The following is a 15,263-nucleotide window of genomic DNA, read 5'->3' on the forward strand; positions in this document are numbered from 1 at the left end:
CATTCGTATTAAAATACTGTATTTAAGACCTGAAGTACAGTCCATACCATAACCCCGGTTAATACATAAAAGACGCTAAAGGCAAATAGTTGGCTGCGTTTGAACTCATTGAGTAATTTATCGATACAAATGCCAATAATAAAAGCATAAGCAAGAAAGGCTATGGTTTGGTCAGTAATAAACAGAGAGCTAAAGAATAAATTAATGCTCGTATCACTGCTTAAATGCAGCATCGTTAACAGTATAATGGAACTCACACAAAAGATCACAATAAGCAAAATAGCAAGCTGAGTTTTAAGCTTCTTGACGCTAGCGATATAGCAAATAATCGTTGCCAGTAAGAGGTTGATGGGAGCAGTTTGTAGAAATAGATCAGGTGTTAAGTGGTCACTGTAGTTTGCAAGTGCTTGGAACTTCATTTTATCTAGGTAAATAAATACTACGGTGATAACAATGGCAATTGCTGCTGTTTTGAAAAAGACGCGAGAATGGCGCATAAGATAAAAGATATTAATAAATAAATGATCCGTATAACTGTGATATGTCGTCTTATATCGAATATTTAAGTTGCAAAACAGTAAGCTAACAGCGCTAAGAGTAATTAACATGGCGCAAAACAATAGAAAATAAGGACTATCAATGGCGTGGTTATAGCTGTAGGTGGCATTGAAGAAGAGAGTGAGGATTACCGTTTTAATCGCATAAGTGATTGAGATGATAAAAAAACGATATTGCGTAGGGGCTGCTGCCCATAAATTTAAAATAATAACAACAAAGATAATATTGGCCAATGACATGGATACAGCAGAAAACAAAAGACTCATAAAATTCAAGTGATGATAAAGTATCAGTATCGAAATAAATTGTAATACAAGGCAAATAACTAATAGGCGTTTGTGATCAAATCTTCTTGAAAAGATATTGAGAAAGGGCAGCAAAAAAAAGCCGATTGAAAATAAGCTTACGAGCAAAAAATGATAGGTAGATGTGTACAGTCGACTGTTGTAATACACATCATTTAAGGCAACTTTTTGAATGATAAAAGCAGAGTATAAGGTAAAAGCAACACCTGAAGAGATAAAACAACAAAGCAGCAACAATACATTAATCTGCCAAACTCTAGATGATAATCTGAACATTAAGTCCTCCATCTTTAGCATTGCTAACCTCTAATTTTCCTTGATGAATATCAATAATTTCTTTGGTAATGGACAGTCCCAAACCATTTCCTTTTTTTGTAGAAGATCCGGTGTAAAAAGGGGTAAATATATTATTTATTTCGTTTTCTGGAATACCAGGACCATTATCAAGAATATTAATGGCTAATTTTGGTTTGGCAGATTCTTGTAAATGAGTTTGTAAGCGGATGATTACCTCGGAGCCATGCTTTAGTCCATTGTTTATAATGTTATTAATCGCGCGCTTAAATGCAGGTCGCTTAAGATCAAGTTCTAAATCATCATCCATTTGATTGATAAGACGTACGCTTTTATTGTTCTCGATGTACTCGGCAATCAAATCATCAAAAAAATCACAAATATTAGTTTGTTCAAATTGAATGCCACTTAGCCAGTTTTCTTTAGAGAAAAGCACAAGATCATCAAGCATATGATTGATTTCATGAATATCACGCTGATCCTTAAGAGAAAGCTCACTTTGATCTTGTAAGCGGCGTCCTTGAATACGTGCCAATGGCGTTCTAATATCATGGCAGGTCATTGCAAGTAGCTTATTTTGATAAGTTAATACGTGGTTAATGCGGTCTTGCATAAAGTTAAAAGTGTCAGCCGTTTCTTTGGCGAAAATGCCGTGTTTCATCTGGATAGGGGTGGCTTCAAGCCGTAGTCCCATGTCTTGCGCAAAACGCTGAAACTCAAAAAAAGGAATGCTCCATTTGATCTGAATAAGGAACAACAAGATAAATAAAAACAATACAGCAACAACGACGCCAAAGACGATACTTACAGGCGTGTTAAGTTGGAATTTTGAATAATAAACCACATTAAGCCAAGTACCGTTGCTATTTAAGAAACTTTCACATTTATGAATTGGCTTTTCAACTTTGGTTAAAAGTTGACTGATTCCTAGCGAGGTACATGAAGGAAAAGTAGAATAAAAAGCAAAGCGATCATGGATATAGTTATCTTCATTACCATCAATATTGGCAAGGTCGAATAAATTTAAGGTTGATATGTCGTTTTGTTTTGCTGGGTCATAGTTTTTAATCTCGGCTGAACGCTGAAAGTTGATCCCAGAATAAACATAATAACTTGAAGTGATAAATTGTAATAAAATCAAAAAAAATGCACAGCTTATGCCGATATGAAAAGCCTTCTTTTGACTACGGATGACTTTACGAAGGTTAATATTCATATCTTTAGTCTTTTAAATCAAATAAGTAGCCAGAGCCTTTAATCGTCTGTATATAGCTTGTACCATCTTGAGGGTTATTATCAAGCATTTTGCGTAGGCGACTAATGCGAATATCAATCGTGCGATCGAACTCTTCAAAGGGACGTTTTAAGAGTGCTTCAAAGGTTTGCTCACGCGAAACAGCTTCACCCTTATGCTGATATAAATACTCAAAGAGCTCATAAACAGCCGGTGTAAACTTGATCTCTTCACCATTAGGGTAGGTCAATGTGGGCTTATTGGGGGAAATCACCCAATCATTTGTTTCAATCGCACCATGTGTACTATTACTCGTATTGCCACGACGGCGCAAGACTGTTTTGACACGCACAAGCACCTCACGTGGATTAAAGGGTTTGCTAATATAATCATCCGCGCCAACTTCAAGTCCTAAAATGCGATCAAATGCTTCTCCAGCTGCCGATAAGAAGATCACAGGTATGCCAGATTTTTTTCTTAGCTCACGGCAGACCTCAAGACCATCGATTTTAGGCATCATCACATCAAGTATCACCAAGGAGAAATCACGTTTTTGAAAATCATCTAAAAAGGTTAGGCCATCTTCAAACACTGCAGTATCAAAGTGGTGCTGCTGAAGGTAGCTGGCAAGACCTTCGCGAATGTCGCGTTCATCATCAATAATTGCAATAGTATCCATAAACAAACATATATCGTACATGATTATGATCTTTAGTGTAGATGGTTTTTTATGGTTGTAAAACAAATCAAGGTGATTTACTTACAAATGCTTGGAAAATCAAGTGAAAATGACTACACTCTCTTAAGTGAAATATCGATTTACAGGAGTATTAAAAATGGCACTTCACTCATTGATTCCTATCGTGATTATTGTTTTAGCGATTGTATTTGTTTTTGCCTCAGTTAAAGTAGTACCGCAGGCATCGGAGTTTGTAGTGGAGCGCTTTGGACGCTACTATAAAACCTTGCATCCGGGATTAAATATCATTTTCCCATTGATCGATCGCGTGCGTAGTCGCGTGAGCTTAAAAGAGACAGTGCTCAATGTCAGACAGCAGGAGGTGATCAGTCGTGATAATGCCAGTGTCCAAGTTGATGGTGTTGCGTTCTTTCAGGTGCTTGATGCTAAAAAGGTCACCTATGTGATCAATGACTTACCTTTAGCATTGGAGAACCTAATCATGACAAACATCCGTACGGTTTTAGGTGGGATTGATTTGGATGAGATGTTATCGAATCGTGACTTTATGAATGCCAAGCTATTGTCAGTCCTAGATGAGGCAACGGATCCATGGGGTGTTAAAATCGTCCGTGTTGAGATTAAGGATATTACACCACCACGTGACTTGTTAGATGCAATGGCGCAGCAGATGAAAGCAGAGCGTGAAAAGCGCGCTGAAATCTTACGAGCTGAAGGGGTGCGCCAAGCTGCCATATTAAAGGCTGAAGGTGAGAAACAATCCGAGATTCTTGCCGCGGAAGCACAAAAAATGAAACAAGCGTTAGAAGCTGAAGGTTATAAAGAAGCGCAATTTCGTGAAGCTGAAGCACGTGAGCGGACAGCGCAAGCTGAAGCAGTTGCCACTGAGACGGTTTCTAATGCGATTGCTAAGGGGGATATTCAAGCAGTTCAATATTTTGTTGCATTAAAGTATATTGAAGCCGTTGGTGCCATTGCGTCATCGGATAATAGTAAAACGATTATGATGCCATTAGAGGCATCCAATATCATCGGTTCTGTTGGTGGGATCAGTGAGTTGTTAAAGTCAATGCAGGTTAAAGCATAACAAATTAAGGTGGAGAGAACATGTTATATTGGCATTGGTGGATTTTAATGGGGGTTCTGCTGATTATTGAGATTTTTACTTTAACGATGTTTTTCTTGTTTTTTGCGATATCAGCCCTTTTGCTGGGGGTGATTATGTGGTTTTATCCTGAACTGCCAATCAATTGGCAATTGTTATTTGCTGGTATTTTTGCATTAAGTTCGATGTTGTTGGGTTATTATGCTTTAAAGAAGCGCAAGCAAAAAAGCAATATCGAGCTTGATGTTAATGATCGTTTAGGGCGTTATATCGGCAGGATTGTTGTGATCACGCAAAGAAGTTACTCAGGTGTCGCCAAGGCAAAAATTGGTGATACTGAATGGCGTGTCTTGGTCGAGGATGCCAAGGTCGGTGATGAAGTTGAAATTTTAGAGGTTAAATCAACCAGTTTTATTGCTAGAAAGATCTCAGTAGAGCAATAACATCATGGTTTATTCAGACGGTGTTTTCCAGTACACTAGTCAGCGTTTTTTTTGATTAAAGATAAAATAAATTAAGGTAAATAGGTAAGTACGTGACTAAAAGAGTAAAAACGCGTTTTGCCCCGAGTCCTACGGGGTATTTGCATGTTGGTGGGGCAAGAACCGCACTTTTTTCGTGGGTTTATGCGCGTAAAAATAACGGCGAATTTGTACTGCGTGTTGAGGATACTGATCTTGAACGCTCAACACCGGAAGCTGTACAGGCAATTTTAGATGGTATGGATTGGTTAGGGTTACATGCCGATAGTGCGCCATACTATCAAACTGAGCATTTTGATCGTTACCAAGAGGTTATTGATGAGCTTTTAGCAGAAGGCAAAGCATATCGCTGCTATTGCTCGCGCGAGCGTTTGGATCAGTTAAGAGAAACACAAATGGCAAATAAACAAAAGCCTCGCTATGATGGGCATTGTCGCCACCTTGATGTTAGTGAGCAAGATATTTCAAAGCCTCATGTCATTCGTTTTAAGAATCCTGAAGAAGGTGTGGTGAGCTGGGTTGATGCGGTGAAAGGCGAAATCACGATTGCCAATAGTGAACTAGATGATTTAATTATTAAGCGCTCAGATGGCGCACCGACATACAATTTTTGTGTGGTTGTCGATGATAGCGATATGCAAATTACCCATGTGGTGCGAGGTGATGATCATGTTAATAATACACCACGTCAGATTAATTTATATCACGCCTTAAATGCTGAAGTGCCTGTATTTGCACATGTACCAATGATTTTAGGTGATGATGGCAAAAAGCTTTCTAAACGCCATGGTGCGGTGAGTGTGATGCAATACAAAGAAGAGGGTTATTTACCACAAGCGCTGATTAATTATCTTATTCGTTTAGGGTGGTCGCATGGTGATCAGGAAGTCTTTAGCATGGATGAAATTTTGAAATATTTTGAGCTAGATGATATTAATGCTTCGGCCTCAGCGTTTAATACAGAAAAATTAAACTGGCTTAATCAGCACTATATGCGTCATTTGCCAACACAAGAAGTTGCAACAGAACTTACTTATCACTTTCAAACTCAAGGCTTAGATATTAATAATGGCCCTGCGTTTGATGTGCTTATTCCAGTGATGGCGGAAAAAGTAAAAACGTTAAAAGAGTTGGCTGAGCAATCTGCGTACTTTTATCGGGACTTTGATGAGTTTGATGAAAAGGCTGCTACTAAGCATTTGGTTAAAGCTGCTGCAAGTGTGCTTCAATATGTTAAAGACAAAGCAAGTGAGCTAGATGATAACAGCTGGCAAGATGAGACGCTACTCCATCATTTATTAAAGGATGCTGCGAGCGAGTTAAGTCTGGGTATGGGGAAAGTTGGCATGCCAGTGCGTGTTGCGGTAACCGGCTCTGGGCATTCGCCTGATATTGGATTAACATTGAAATGGCTTGGTAAAGAGCGTGTTATTTCACGCTTACAAAAAGCGATCGATTTCATTGATTAATAAGATATAACACACTGGACATAACCAATAATGCTCGGCATACTTAACGCTCAAACAGGGTTGGTGGAGATGTACAGTATGTTGGTAAAAAGACTGGATAAAATCACTATTTATGCGCTTTTTATTGGAATAGTTGCCATTGTTTGTGCAATGACCTTGGCTTATTACTTTCCGATGTTGAAGAAATCACAACTTGCGATTTTACTGGGTGAAGTCACGATAGTTATTCCTTGGATTGTGTTTATCATCTGCTTATTATTGTCACTTTTTCAGAACTCAAAGCATTAGAAAAGAGTCGTGTGCTTGTGTTAATAGCCTTTACATAAAAACAACACTTTTCGCTTGCGCCGATAGCTTACGCTCTATATACTGCTTGGCGTAAAATTAAGGGATAAAATCTAACGATGCTAGCAAACCGAAAACTATATAAAAGGCACTTTTTTGCTTTCCAAATGATCCTTGTGATCCTAGGGAGCTTGCTATGTCTTTTATGGGGTAAAAGCTATGCCGTTGGTTTCCTGCTAGGCTCGTGTTTGATGTTTGTAGCCAATGTTGTTTTTTTATTACGTCTTTTTTTGCGCAAAGCGCAATATCATCCTTTCAAAGAAGTGTGCATTTTATATGCCTGTGAGTTTGCAAAATTAGTCATGGTTGCTGTGGGCACTGTGTTAATTGCAATTTATGTACAACCGAAGTTTCTGCCGTATATTGCGGGGCTTTTGGTATTGCAACTGGCAATGTGGTTTATGCCGCTTTTTATGAAGTTAACCCATTTAAAATAAACCCTAAACGAATAAGAGAAGAGTGATATGGCAGGAGAAAGCTTAACTTCTTCAGAATATGTAAGACACCATCTTCACCATTGGCAGGTGAGCTTGGGCGATTCTTCATTCTGGACGCTAAACTTAGACACCCTTATAGTCAGTATTGTATTGGGCGTGTTTTTCTTAAGCTTAATGTATTTAGCAGCAAGAAAAGCAAGTTCAGATACCCCAGGTAAGTTCCAAAATGGGGTTGAGCTGATATGTGAATGGATCGATGGCGCAGTAGCTGACACCTATCATCATAAGCGTGACTTTGTTACCCCGCTTGCGATTACGATTTTCGTATGGGTATTATTGATGAACTTTATGGATTTGATTCCGGTAGATTTGGCAGGGCGTTTAATCGTATGGTTTGGCGGCTCCCCTGATGCGTATTTCAAAATCGTGCCAACGGCTGATCCTAATTTAACCTTTGCGTTATCATTGAGCGTCTTTATTTTGATTATTGGTTATAACCTTAAGGCTAAAGGCGGCTTTGGTTTGCTAAAAGAAATCTTAAGTGCACCATTTGGTATCTGGGCTTTCCCACTAAATATCGCCTTTAGAATTATTGATGAAGTCGTTAAACCGTTGTCATTATCATTGCGTTTGTACGGTAACTTATTTGCAGGGGAGTTGATCTTTATCTTGATTGCTTTATTGCCGTGGTGGATTCAATGGACATTGGGCGGATTATGGGCGATTTTCCACATCTTAGTTATCGTAATTCAAGCGTTTGTATTTATGATGCTAACAGTGGTTTATTTAAATCTTGCACAAGATGACCATTAATAAGAATTAAGAATTAAGAATTAAGAATTAAGAATTAAGAATTAAGAATTAAGAATTAAGAATTAAAACAAAACCAACTAAGGAGAAAAAAATGGAAATGTCATTACAAGTACTAGGTCAATTAAACGGTCTAACAGCAATTGCCGTTGCGTTATTGATTGCTTTACCTGCATTAGGAACTGCGATCGGCTTTGGTGTGTTAGGTGGTAAATACCTAGAGGGTGTGGCACGTCAACCTGAATTAAGCGGTATGTTACTGGGGCGCATGTTTATCGTAGCGGCTTTCGTTGATGCGTTCGCGGCAATCTCAATCGCAATTGGTTTCTTGGTTTTATATGCAAACCCATTAGCAATTAACGGTTTAGCAGAAGCTGCAACAAAAGCACTAGGTGCATAATTAACGATAAATCCTGAACATATCCACAAGGAGAAATCATGGATATTAATATTACCCTAATCGGCCAGATGATCACTTTTATCATCTTTGTCGGTTTTACCATGAAGTTCGTTTGGCCACCGTTGAAAAAGGCGATGGATGAGCGTCGTGCAAAGATCGCTGATGGCTTGGCTTCCGCTGATCGCGCGGAAAAAGAGCTAGAAGTTGCTAAAAGAAAAGCACAAGAGCTAATTCATGAAGCAAAAGCGCAAGCGACTAAAATTATTGAGCAAGCGAATATGCGTGCGATGCAAATCGATGAAGAAGCCAAAGAAGCAGCACGTGTTGATGCAGATCGTATTCGTAAAGCGGCTAATGATGAAGCTGAAGCACATATGATTGCAATGAAGCAAAAGCTACGCAAAGAAGTCGTAGGTATTGCAGTTGCTGGTGCTGAAAAGCTTATTGGTAAAAACATTGATATGACGACCAATAATCATTTATTGGAAGAAATGGCAGCTGAACTTTAAGAGGTAAGATCATGGCAGACTTAACGCCGATTGCAAGACCTTATGCGCAAGCTGCTTACGAGTATGCTAAAGCACATAATGCCGTTGCAAACTGGAATAATATGCTACTTAATCTGTCAGAATGTGTGACAGATAATCAGGTTGCATTGTTGCTTGATAATCCTGCCTATTCTCAGTCAGATGTATCCGTATTGATATTTGATGTCTTAAAAGACGTGCTTGATGAGCATGGTAAAAACTTTGTCAAACTGGCTGCAGAGCATAATCGTTTGACAGTGATACCAACGATTTATAAGTTGTTTTTATTGCATAAAGCTGAAGATGAGAAAGCAAAAAAAGCCAAGATCACGACAGCATTTGAAACTTCTGATGCAGAAATTCAAAAATTAAAAACAAAACTTGAGCAAAAATATCAGTGCGCAATTGAAATTGACGTGGCAGTTGATGCGAGTTTAATTGGTGGAGCAACAATTGAGATTGGGGACCATGTTATCGATGGCTCAATCAAAGGCAAGCTTCAAAAATTACAGCACGAGCTACAAGCTTAAACAAGATTAATAGGAATAAAGACTATGCAGCTTACTCCAGCAGAAATTAGTGAATTAATAAAAGAGCGTATTGCCAAATTTGACAATGCGCCACAAACAAAAACAGAAGGTACTATCGTTTCTGTTTCCGATGGTATTATCCGAATACATGGTCTAAATGAAGTTGCCGCAGGTGAGATGATTGAGTTGCCTGGTGGTGTTTATGGCCTAGCCCTTAACCTTGAGCAAGACTCAGTTGGTGCCGTGGTTTTAGGTGATTATGAGCATATTCAAGAAGGCCAAAAAGCGTATTGCACAGGACGTATTTTAGAAGTGCCAGTAGGTGAAGCCTTATTAGGTCGTGTTGTTGATGCGTTGGGTAATCCAATCGATGGCAAAGGTGACATCAAGACAGACGTCACTTCACCTGTTGAAAAAGTAGCTCCTGGCGTGATTTGGCGTCAATCAGTTGACCAACCAGTGCAAACAGGTATTAAAGCAATTGATGCGATGGTACCAATAGGGCGAGGTCAACGTGAGTTGATTATCGGTGACAGACAAACGGGTAAAACAGCAGTAGCAATCGATGCGATCATCAACCAAAAAGATACTGGTGTGAAGTGTATTTATGTTGCTGTTGGTCAAAAAGCGTCATCAGTAGCTGAAGTTGTTCGTAAATTAGAAGAACACGACGCTTTAGCGCATACGATCATTGTTGCAGCTAATGCAGCTGATTCAGCAGCACTTCAATACTTAGCACCTTACGCTGGCTGTGCGATGGGTGAGTATTTCCGTGATCGCGGTGAAGATGCTTTGATCATTTATGATGATTTAACAAAACAAGCATGGGCATATCGTCAGATTTCATTATTGTTGCGTCGTCCGCCAGGGCGTGAAGCGTATCCTGGGGATGTTTTCTATCTTCATTCAAGATTGTTAGAGCGTGCAGCACGTGTTAATGCTGAGTACGTTGAAAAAGCAACAAACGGTGAAGTCAAAGGTAAAACAGGTTCATTAACTGCATTACCAATTATTGAAACACAAGCAGGGGACATTTCAGCATTCGTTCCAACTAACGTGATTTCAATTACCGATGGTCAGATCTTCTTAGAGACAGATTTATTTAACGCAGGTATTCGTCCGGCGATTAACGCAGGTAACTCAGTATCGCGTGTGGGTGGATCAGCGCAAACTAAGATCATTAAAAAGCTAGGTGGTGGTGTACGTTTGGCTCTTGCACAATATCGTGAGCTTGAAGCGTTTTCACAATTTGCCTCAGATTTAGATGATGCAACACGCGCGCAATTAAAGCGTGGTGAGCGTGTAATGGAATTGATGAAGCAAAAGCAATTCTCACCACTGAGCATCGCTAAAATGGCATTGTCGTTATATGCTGTTGATAAAGGCCATTTAGATGAGATTGAGCTAAGCAAAGTTGGATCATTTGAGTCCACATTGCATGCTTTTGCTGAAAGTCAGCATAAAGCATTGATGGATGAGATCAATAAAACATGCAACTATAACGATGAGATTGCCGCTCAACTTGAAAAAGTGATCAAAGAGTGCAAAGAAACGCAATCTTGGTAATAGGAGGGTATCATGTCTGGTAGTCGTGAAATACGTACTAAAATTAACAGCGTTAAGAATACCCAGAAAATTACGCGTGCGATGGAGTTGGTTGCAGCCAGTAAGATGCGCAAGGCGCGTGATCGTATGGAAGAAGCAAGACCTTACGCTCATTATGCGCTTGATATTATTCATCACGTTGTGCGTGCAAGCATGGAGTATACACATCCATACTTCCAAGAACGTGAAGTTAAACGTGTTGGTATGGTAATTATCTCAACAGATCGTGGTTTATGCGGTGGCTTGAATATTAATTTGTTTAAAGAGGTATTAAAGTCGATTAGGCATTACCAAGAGCAGAAAGTTGAAGTTGATTTATGCTTGATTGGTTCTAAAGCGGAAAGCTTTTTTAAGCGTTTACGTAAGGTCAATATCGTCTCTGTTGCCAACTTTCACGATGGTGACACGATAAGCTCAATTACTGGTGCCGTATCGGTAATGGTTAAAGCATTTGATGAAAATAAGCTTGATAACTTAATGCTGTTTAGCAATAAGTTTGTCAACACCATCAAACAGCAGCCGACTAAAGAGCAGTTATTACCGATCCTTAAACCGAAAGAAGGCGCTGTAAAAGAAGATAAATCGATTACAGGGCATTGGGATTACTTGTATGAGCCAGGCGCTAAGCGCGTATTAGATGTGTTGTTAGTGCGTTATATTGAGTCACAAGTTTACTGTGGCGTGGTTGAGAATCTCGCGTGTGAACAGGCAGCCAGAATGCTAGCGATGAAAAATGCAACTGATAACGCTGGTGATATTATTAATTCACTGAAGTTGCAATATAACAAAGCACGTCAAGCAATGATTACGCAGGAGCTCGCGGAGATTGTCTCCGGTGCTGCGGCAGTTTAAATTTAAGAGGACATAAAAATGAGTATGGGTAAAATTAGCCAAATTATCGGCGCGGTGATTGACGTAACTTTCCCGCGCGATAATGTGCCAAAAGTTTATGATGCGCTAATTGTTAACGAAACAGGATTAACATTAGAAGTACAACAAGAAATCGGTGACGGTGTCGTGCGTTGTATCGCGATGGGTTCATCTGATGGTTTAAAGCGTGGTTTGGAAGTCAAAAACACTAATGCGCCAATTTCAGTGCCTATAGGGCATGGTACTTTGGGACGCATCATGGATGTATTGGGTAACCCAATCGATGAGTGTGGACCAATCAAGTCTGATGAAAAACAGCCAATCCATAAAAAAGCGCCTGCATTTGAAGATCAAGCGTTAAGTGCTGAGATTCTTGAAACAGGAATTAAAGTAATCGACCTTATTTGTCCATTTGCTAAAGGTGGTAAGGTTGGCTTGTTTGGTGGAGCTGGTGTTGGTAAAACCGTTACTATGATGGAGCTTATTAATAACATCGCTAAAGAGCATAGTGGTTTCTCTGTGTTTGCGGGTGTTGGTGAGCGTACACGTGAAGGTAATGACTTTTATCATGAGATGAAAGATTCTAATGTATTAGATAAAGTATCATTGGTTTACGGGCAAATGAATGAGCCACCAGGAAACCGTTTACGTGTGGCATTAACAGGTTTGACGATTGCTGAAAGCTTCCGTGATGAGAACCGTGATGTATTGATGTTTATCGATAACATCTACCGTTACACATTAGCAGGTACAGAAGTATCAGCACTTTTAGGACGTATGCCATCTGCCGTTGGTTATCAGCCAACACTTGCCTATGAAATGGGTGTATTGCAGGAGCGTATTACCTCAACAAAAACAGGTTCAATTACTTCTGTTCAGGCCGTATATGTCCCTGCGGATGACTTAACAGATCCATCACCTGCAACGACTTTCTCGCATTTGGATGCAACAATCGTATTGTCACGTCAAATCGCTGAGTTAGGTATCTATCCTGCGGTTGATCCATTAGACTCAACATCTCGTCAGTTAGATCCATTAGTGGTTGGTCAAGAGCATTATGAAGTGGCACGCAGTGTTCAGCAAACGCTTCAACGCTATAAAGAGCTAAAAGATATTATTGCAATTTTAGGTATGGATGAACTATCTGAAGAAGATAAATTAACCGTATCACGTGCACGTAAGATCCAACGTTTCTTATCACAGCCATTCCATGTGGCGGAAGTCTTTACCGGAAACCCTGGTAAATACGTGCCATTGAAAGATACGATTGCAAGCTTTAAAGCGATTGTTGCGGGTGAGTATGATCACTTGCCTGAACAGGCTTTCTATATGGTTGGAACCATCGAAGAAGCGATTGAAAAAGCAAAGTCAATCTAAGAGGTATCAGTGATGTCTGATAAACTACTTACAGTCAATGTGGTGAGTCAAGAAGGTTCAGTCTATGAGGCGCGTGCCAAAATGGTAAGCCTCAGAGGCACGGAAGGGGAGATGGGTATTGCCTTTGGTCATACACAGCTTTTATCAACCTTGCCACCTGGTGTCGTCCGCATTGAACGTGAAAATAATGAAAAAGATACGCTTTATATCTCTGGTGGCATCTTAGAAGTTCAGCCACATCAAGTGATTATTCTCTCTGATGTGATGGAACGTGCTAAGGATCTTAATGAAGCTGCTGCTGAGAAGGCGCGTCAACAAGCCGAAGAAGCATTAAAGAAAGCGCGCGATAGCGACAAAGTAGAAGTCGAACAAGCGCGTCAGATTCTAGCTGAAGCGGAAGCGCGCTTAAAAGCGCTTAAAATTCTTAAAGGTGTTAACGCCTACTATAACGATTCAGATAAGTAATTATCTCTATTTGTAGTCTACACTATCTCTACAATTCGGCTAAGACTAAATATTTAGCCAAAAACGGCTCATCGTACCCTGAGCATAAGTCGAAGGGTACACTTGGGAAAATCATACATCAATAAAGGCTTCGACTTACGCTCAGCCAGCGCTTATACAATCAAAGCGGACTGGAATATTATCATCGCCTACAACTCTTATCATCTACTTGAAAGTGATTTACGATGGGTATACCACATAACTGCCGCAAGCATTAGTTGAATAGCTGCTGTGATGATTGAGATCTTCACAACAATATCAACGAAAAAAGCAAGCCAATGCAGATCAATACTGACTGTGCGAATAATATTATAAAGCACGGTAAATAGTACCAATGAAAAAGAATTAGAGATAAGCCCTGCTGAGAGTTTCAATGTATTAATATGTGCGCGCTTGTCACTATCATTGGTGGCAAATAATGCGGCATTAGATGAACCTTGAAATAAGCCAAGTGCAAATCCATAGCAAAATGCCATACCACAGAAATACGGATAGCTAAAATGCAAAATAAAGACAGGTGAGACTGCAAGCATAATCGCCATTAACATAAGGCTTAAAGTAACTGTCTTTTTAAGGTTCGGGGTAGTACTTATCCGCTTGGTGATCATATTGCCAATGACGGAGCCAATCATTAGATAAACGGACATTGTCGCAATATAAATCATATTTAATGTGCTTAGATAGTACAGTATGACAGGCCAAGCAAAGAATACCCAATAAGTGGTTAAGCGACTGATAAAAATAATTAAAAACACTGTTAAGAAAGGGCGATTGTTAAAAACGTTAAAGTTGATCAATGGTGTCTCAATTTTCTTATATAAATAGATATATAAAAGACAAGAAACAATAGCAATACATGCGATGAGTATTTTAAGGGATATCGGTACCGCACGGAAAGTTGCTACTTCACTGAAAGCAAACAGTGCGGTTACGGTTATTCCAATGAGGATAAATCCTTTGTAATCAAAGGGATTATTCGATTTAATGCCAGCCTCTTTGGGAAAATAAATACAAACAATAGCAATAGCGAGCATTGATAGTGGGACGTTGATATAAAAGGCAAGGCGCCATGAATCTGCAGAGATGTAAGCAAATACACCACCTAAGACCTGACCCAAAATGGCTAAGAGCACGGAATAGCTTGAGAGTGAAATAGCAGCATGCTGGTTGTTGCTAGAATACTCAAGGTAGGCAAGGGATGCTACAGGTGCGGAAAAAGCAGCAAATAATCCCTGAAAGCCACGAAATATGAAAAACTGAATATCAGTTTGTGCAATTCCGCAAAGAAAGGAGAAAAGGGCAAAGCCTGTGCCTGATAAGATCAGTGTGCGTTTAAAACCGATTTTTTGCGCAAGCCATGCGCTCATCAGCAAAAATACGCCAAGTACCAGAATATAAACACTGATACCAAACTTAAGATAGACTGGTTCAATATCAAATGACTTAGCAATTTTAGGTAGGATATTGTTGATGATCGTTGTATCAATTAAATCCATACCAATAAAAATAATAAATGCAGCGAGCAATAATTTGGTGGTAAGGCGACTATTGTTTTTGATGTGCACGCTTAAACTCCGTTTTATGCTGTGCTTTTAATATAGTCGAAGATCACGGTTTTTGATGCTTTTTAGAGATAATTTAATTGGGATAATACTAAATTATTCATTGTGCCTAGAGCATAAATCGAAGCAATGCACTGAGTATCAGTCGA

Annotated in this window: 17 protein-coding genes; 13 read left to right on the forward strand and 4 right to left on the reverse strand. The window is 39.5% G+C overall.

Going from position 1 to position 15,263, the window contains the following annotated elements:
* Window positions 1–8: 8 nt before the first annotated feature.
* From IE867_RS04570 to IE867_RS04580, 3 genes are read right to left on the reverse strand one after another with little or no spacing between them, the layout of a single operon-like run.
* Window positions 9–1,139, reverse strand: coding sequence for a hypothetical protein (locus IE867_RS04570; protein WP_192483593.1), 1,131 nt, complete (start codon window positions 1,137–1,139; stop codon window positions 9–11).
* Complete coding sequence (locus IE867_RS04575) at window positions 1,120–2,373, reverse strand: HAMP domain-containing sensor histidine kinase (RefSeq protein ID WP_192483594.1); 1,254 nt, start codon at window positions 2,371–2,373, stop codon at window positions 1,120–1,122. Before IE867_RS04575 ends, IE867_RS04570 begins: the two co-directional genes overlap by 20 nt.
* Before the next feature lie 4 nt (window positions 2,374–2,377).
* A complete protein-coding gene (locus IE867_RS04580) occupies window positions 2,378–3,091 on the reverse strand; it encodes a response regulator transcription factor (protein ID WP_192483595.1) in 714 nt (237 codons plus the stop codon).
* A 136-nt stretch (window positions 3,092–3,227) separates the two neighbouring features.
* Here IE867_RS04580 and IE867_RS04585 point away from each other — a divergent pair, with 136 nt between their 5' ends.
* From IE867_RS04585 to IE867_RS04645, 13 genes are all read left to right on the forward strand, one after another.
* The gene (locus IE867_RS04585) at window positions 3,228–4,178 is read left to right on the forward strand and encodes an SPFH domain-containing protein (RefSeq protein ID WP_192483596.1); all 951 of its coding nucleotides are present in this window, start codon (window positions 3,228–3,230) and stop codon (window positions 4,176–4,178) included.
* A 20-nt stretch (window positions 4,179–4,198) separates the two neighbouring features.
* Window positions 4,199–4,639 (forward strand): NfeD family protein, encoded by a 441-nt coding sequence (locus IE867_RS04590; protein ID WP_192483597.1) that lies wholly within the window; start codon window positions 4,199–4,201, stop codon window positions 4,637–4,639.
* 92 nt (window positions 4,640–4,731) lie between these two features.
* On the forward strand, window positions 4,732–6,147 hold the full coding sequence (gene gltX / locus IE867_RS04595) for a glutamate--tRNA ligase (protein WP_192483598.1): 1,416 nt from the start codon (window positions 4,732–4,734) through the stop codon (window positions 6,145–6,147).
* Window positions 6,148–6,225: 78 nt separating this feature from the next.
* Window positions 6,226–6,435 carry a hypothetical protein gene (locus tag IE867_RS04600; RefSeq protein WP_192483599.1) on the forward strand — a complete coding sequence of 70 codons (210 nt, stop codon included), beginning with the start codon at window positions 6,226–6,228 and terminating at the stop codon, window positions 6,433–6,435.
* A gap of 116 nt (window positions 6,436–6,551) precedes the next feature.
* A complete protein-coding gene (locus IE867_RS04605; RefSeq protein ID WP_192483600.1) occupies window positions 6,552–6,929 on the forward strand; it encodes an ATP synthase subunit I in 378 nt (125 codons plus the stop codon).
* Window positions 6,930–6,956: 27 nt separating this feature from the next.
* Complete coding sequence (atpB, locus tag IE867_RS04610; protein ID WP_192483601.1) at window positions 6,957–7,742, forward strand: F0F1 ATP synthase subunit A; 786 nt, start codon at window positions 6,957–6,959, stop codon at window positions 7,740–7,742.
* A 91-nt stretch (window positions 7,743–7,833) separates the two neighbouring features.
* Entirely contained in the window at window positions 7,834–8,139 is a 306-nt protein-coding gene (locus tag IE867_RS04615) for a F0F1 ATP synthase subunit B (protein ID WP_117002281.1), read from the forward strand.
* A 38-nt stretch (window positions 8,140–8,177) separates the two neighbouring features.
* Entirely contained in the window at window positions 8,178–8,648 is a 471-nt protein-coding gene (locus IE867_RS04620; protein ID WP_192483602.1) for a F0F1 ATP synthase subunit B, read from the forward strand.
* Window positions 8,649–8,659: 11 nt separating this feature from the next.
* Window positions 8,660–9,196, forward strand: coding sequence for a F0F1 ATP synthase subunit delta (locus IE867_RS04625; protein WP_192483603.1), 537 nt, complete (start codon window positions 8,660–8,662; stop codon window positions 9,194–9,196).
* 24 nt (window positions 9,197–9,220) lie between these two features.
* Window positions 9,221–10,762, forward strand: a complete 1,542-nt coding sequence (atpA, locus tag IE867_RS04630) for a F0F1 ATP synthase subunit alpha (RefSeq protein ID WP_192483604.1) — start codon at window positions 9,221–9,223, stop codon at window positions 10,760–10,762.
* Between the two features lie 12 nt (window positions 10,763–10,774).
* Window positions 10,775–11,653, forward strand: a complete 879-nt coding sequence (atpG, locus tag IE867_RS04635; protein ID WP_192483605.1) for a F0F1 ATP synthase subunit gamma — start codon at window positions 10,775–10,777, stop codon at window positions 11,651–11,653.
* Window positions 11,654–11,671: 18 nt separating this feature from the next.
* Window positions 11,672–13,048: a F0F1 ATP synthase subunit beta gene (atpD, locus tag IE867_RS04640; protein ID WP_192483606.1), complete on the forward strand. Its 1,377-nt coding sequence runs from the start codon at window positions 11,672–11,674 to the stop codon at window positions 13,046–13,048.
* A 12-nt stretch (window positions 13,049–13,060) separates the two neighbouring features.
* The gene (locus IE867_RS04645) at window positions 13,061–13,513 is read left to right on the forward strand and encodes a F0F1 ATP synthase subunit epsilon (protein ID WP_192483607.1); all 453 of its coding nucleotides are present in this window, start codon (window positions 13,061–13,063) and stop codon (window positions 13,511–13,513) included.
* A gap of 200 nt (window positions 13,514–13,713) precedes the next feature.
* Here IE867_RS04645 and IE867_RS04650 read toward each other — a convergent pair whose 3' ends face one another.
* Window positions 13,714–15,117, reverse strand: coding sequence for an MFS transporter (locus tag IE867_RS04650; RefSeq protein WP_192483608.1), 1,404 nt, complete (start codon window positions 15,115–15,117; stop codon window positions 13,714–13,716).
* Between the last annotated feature and the right edge of the window lie 146 nt (window positions 15,118–15,263).

Origin of the sequence: Cysteiniphilum marinum (assembly GCF_014857925.1) — a bacterium.
GTDB classification, from domain to species: domain Bacteria; phylum Pseudomonadota; class Gammaproteobacteria; order Francisellales; family Francisellaceae; genus Caedibacter; species Caedibacter marinus.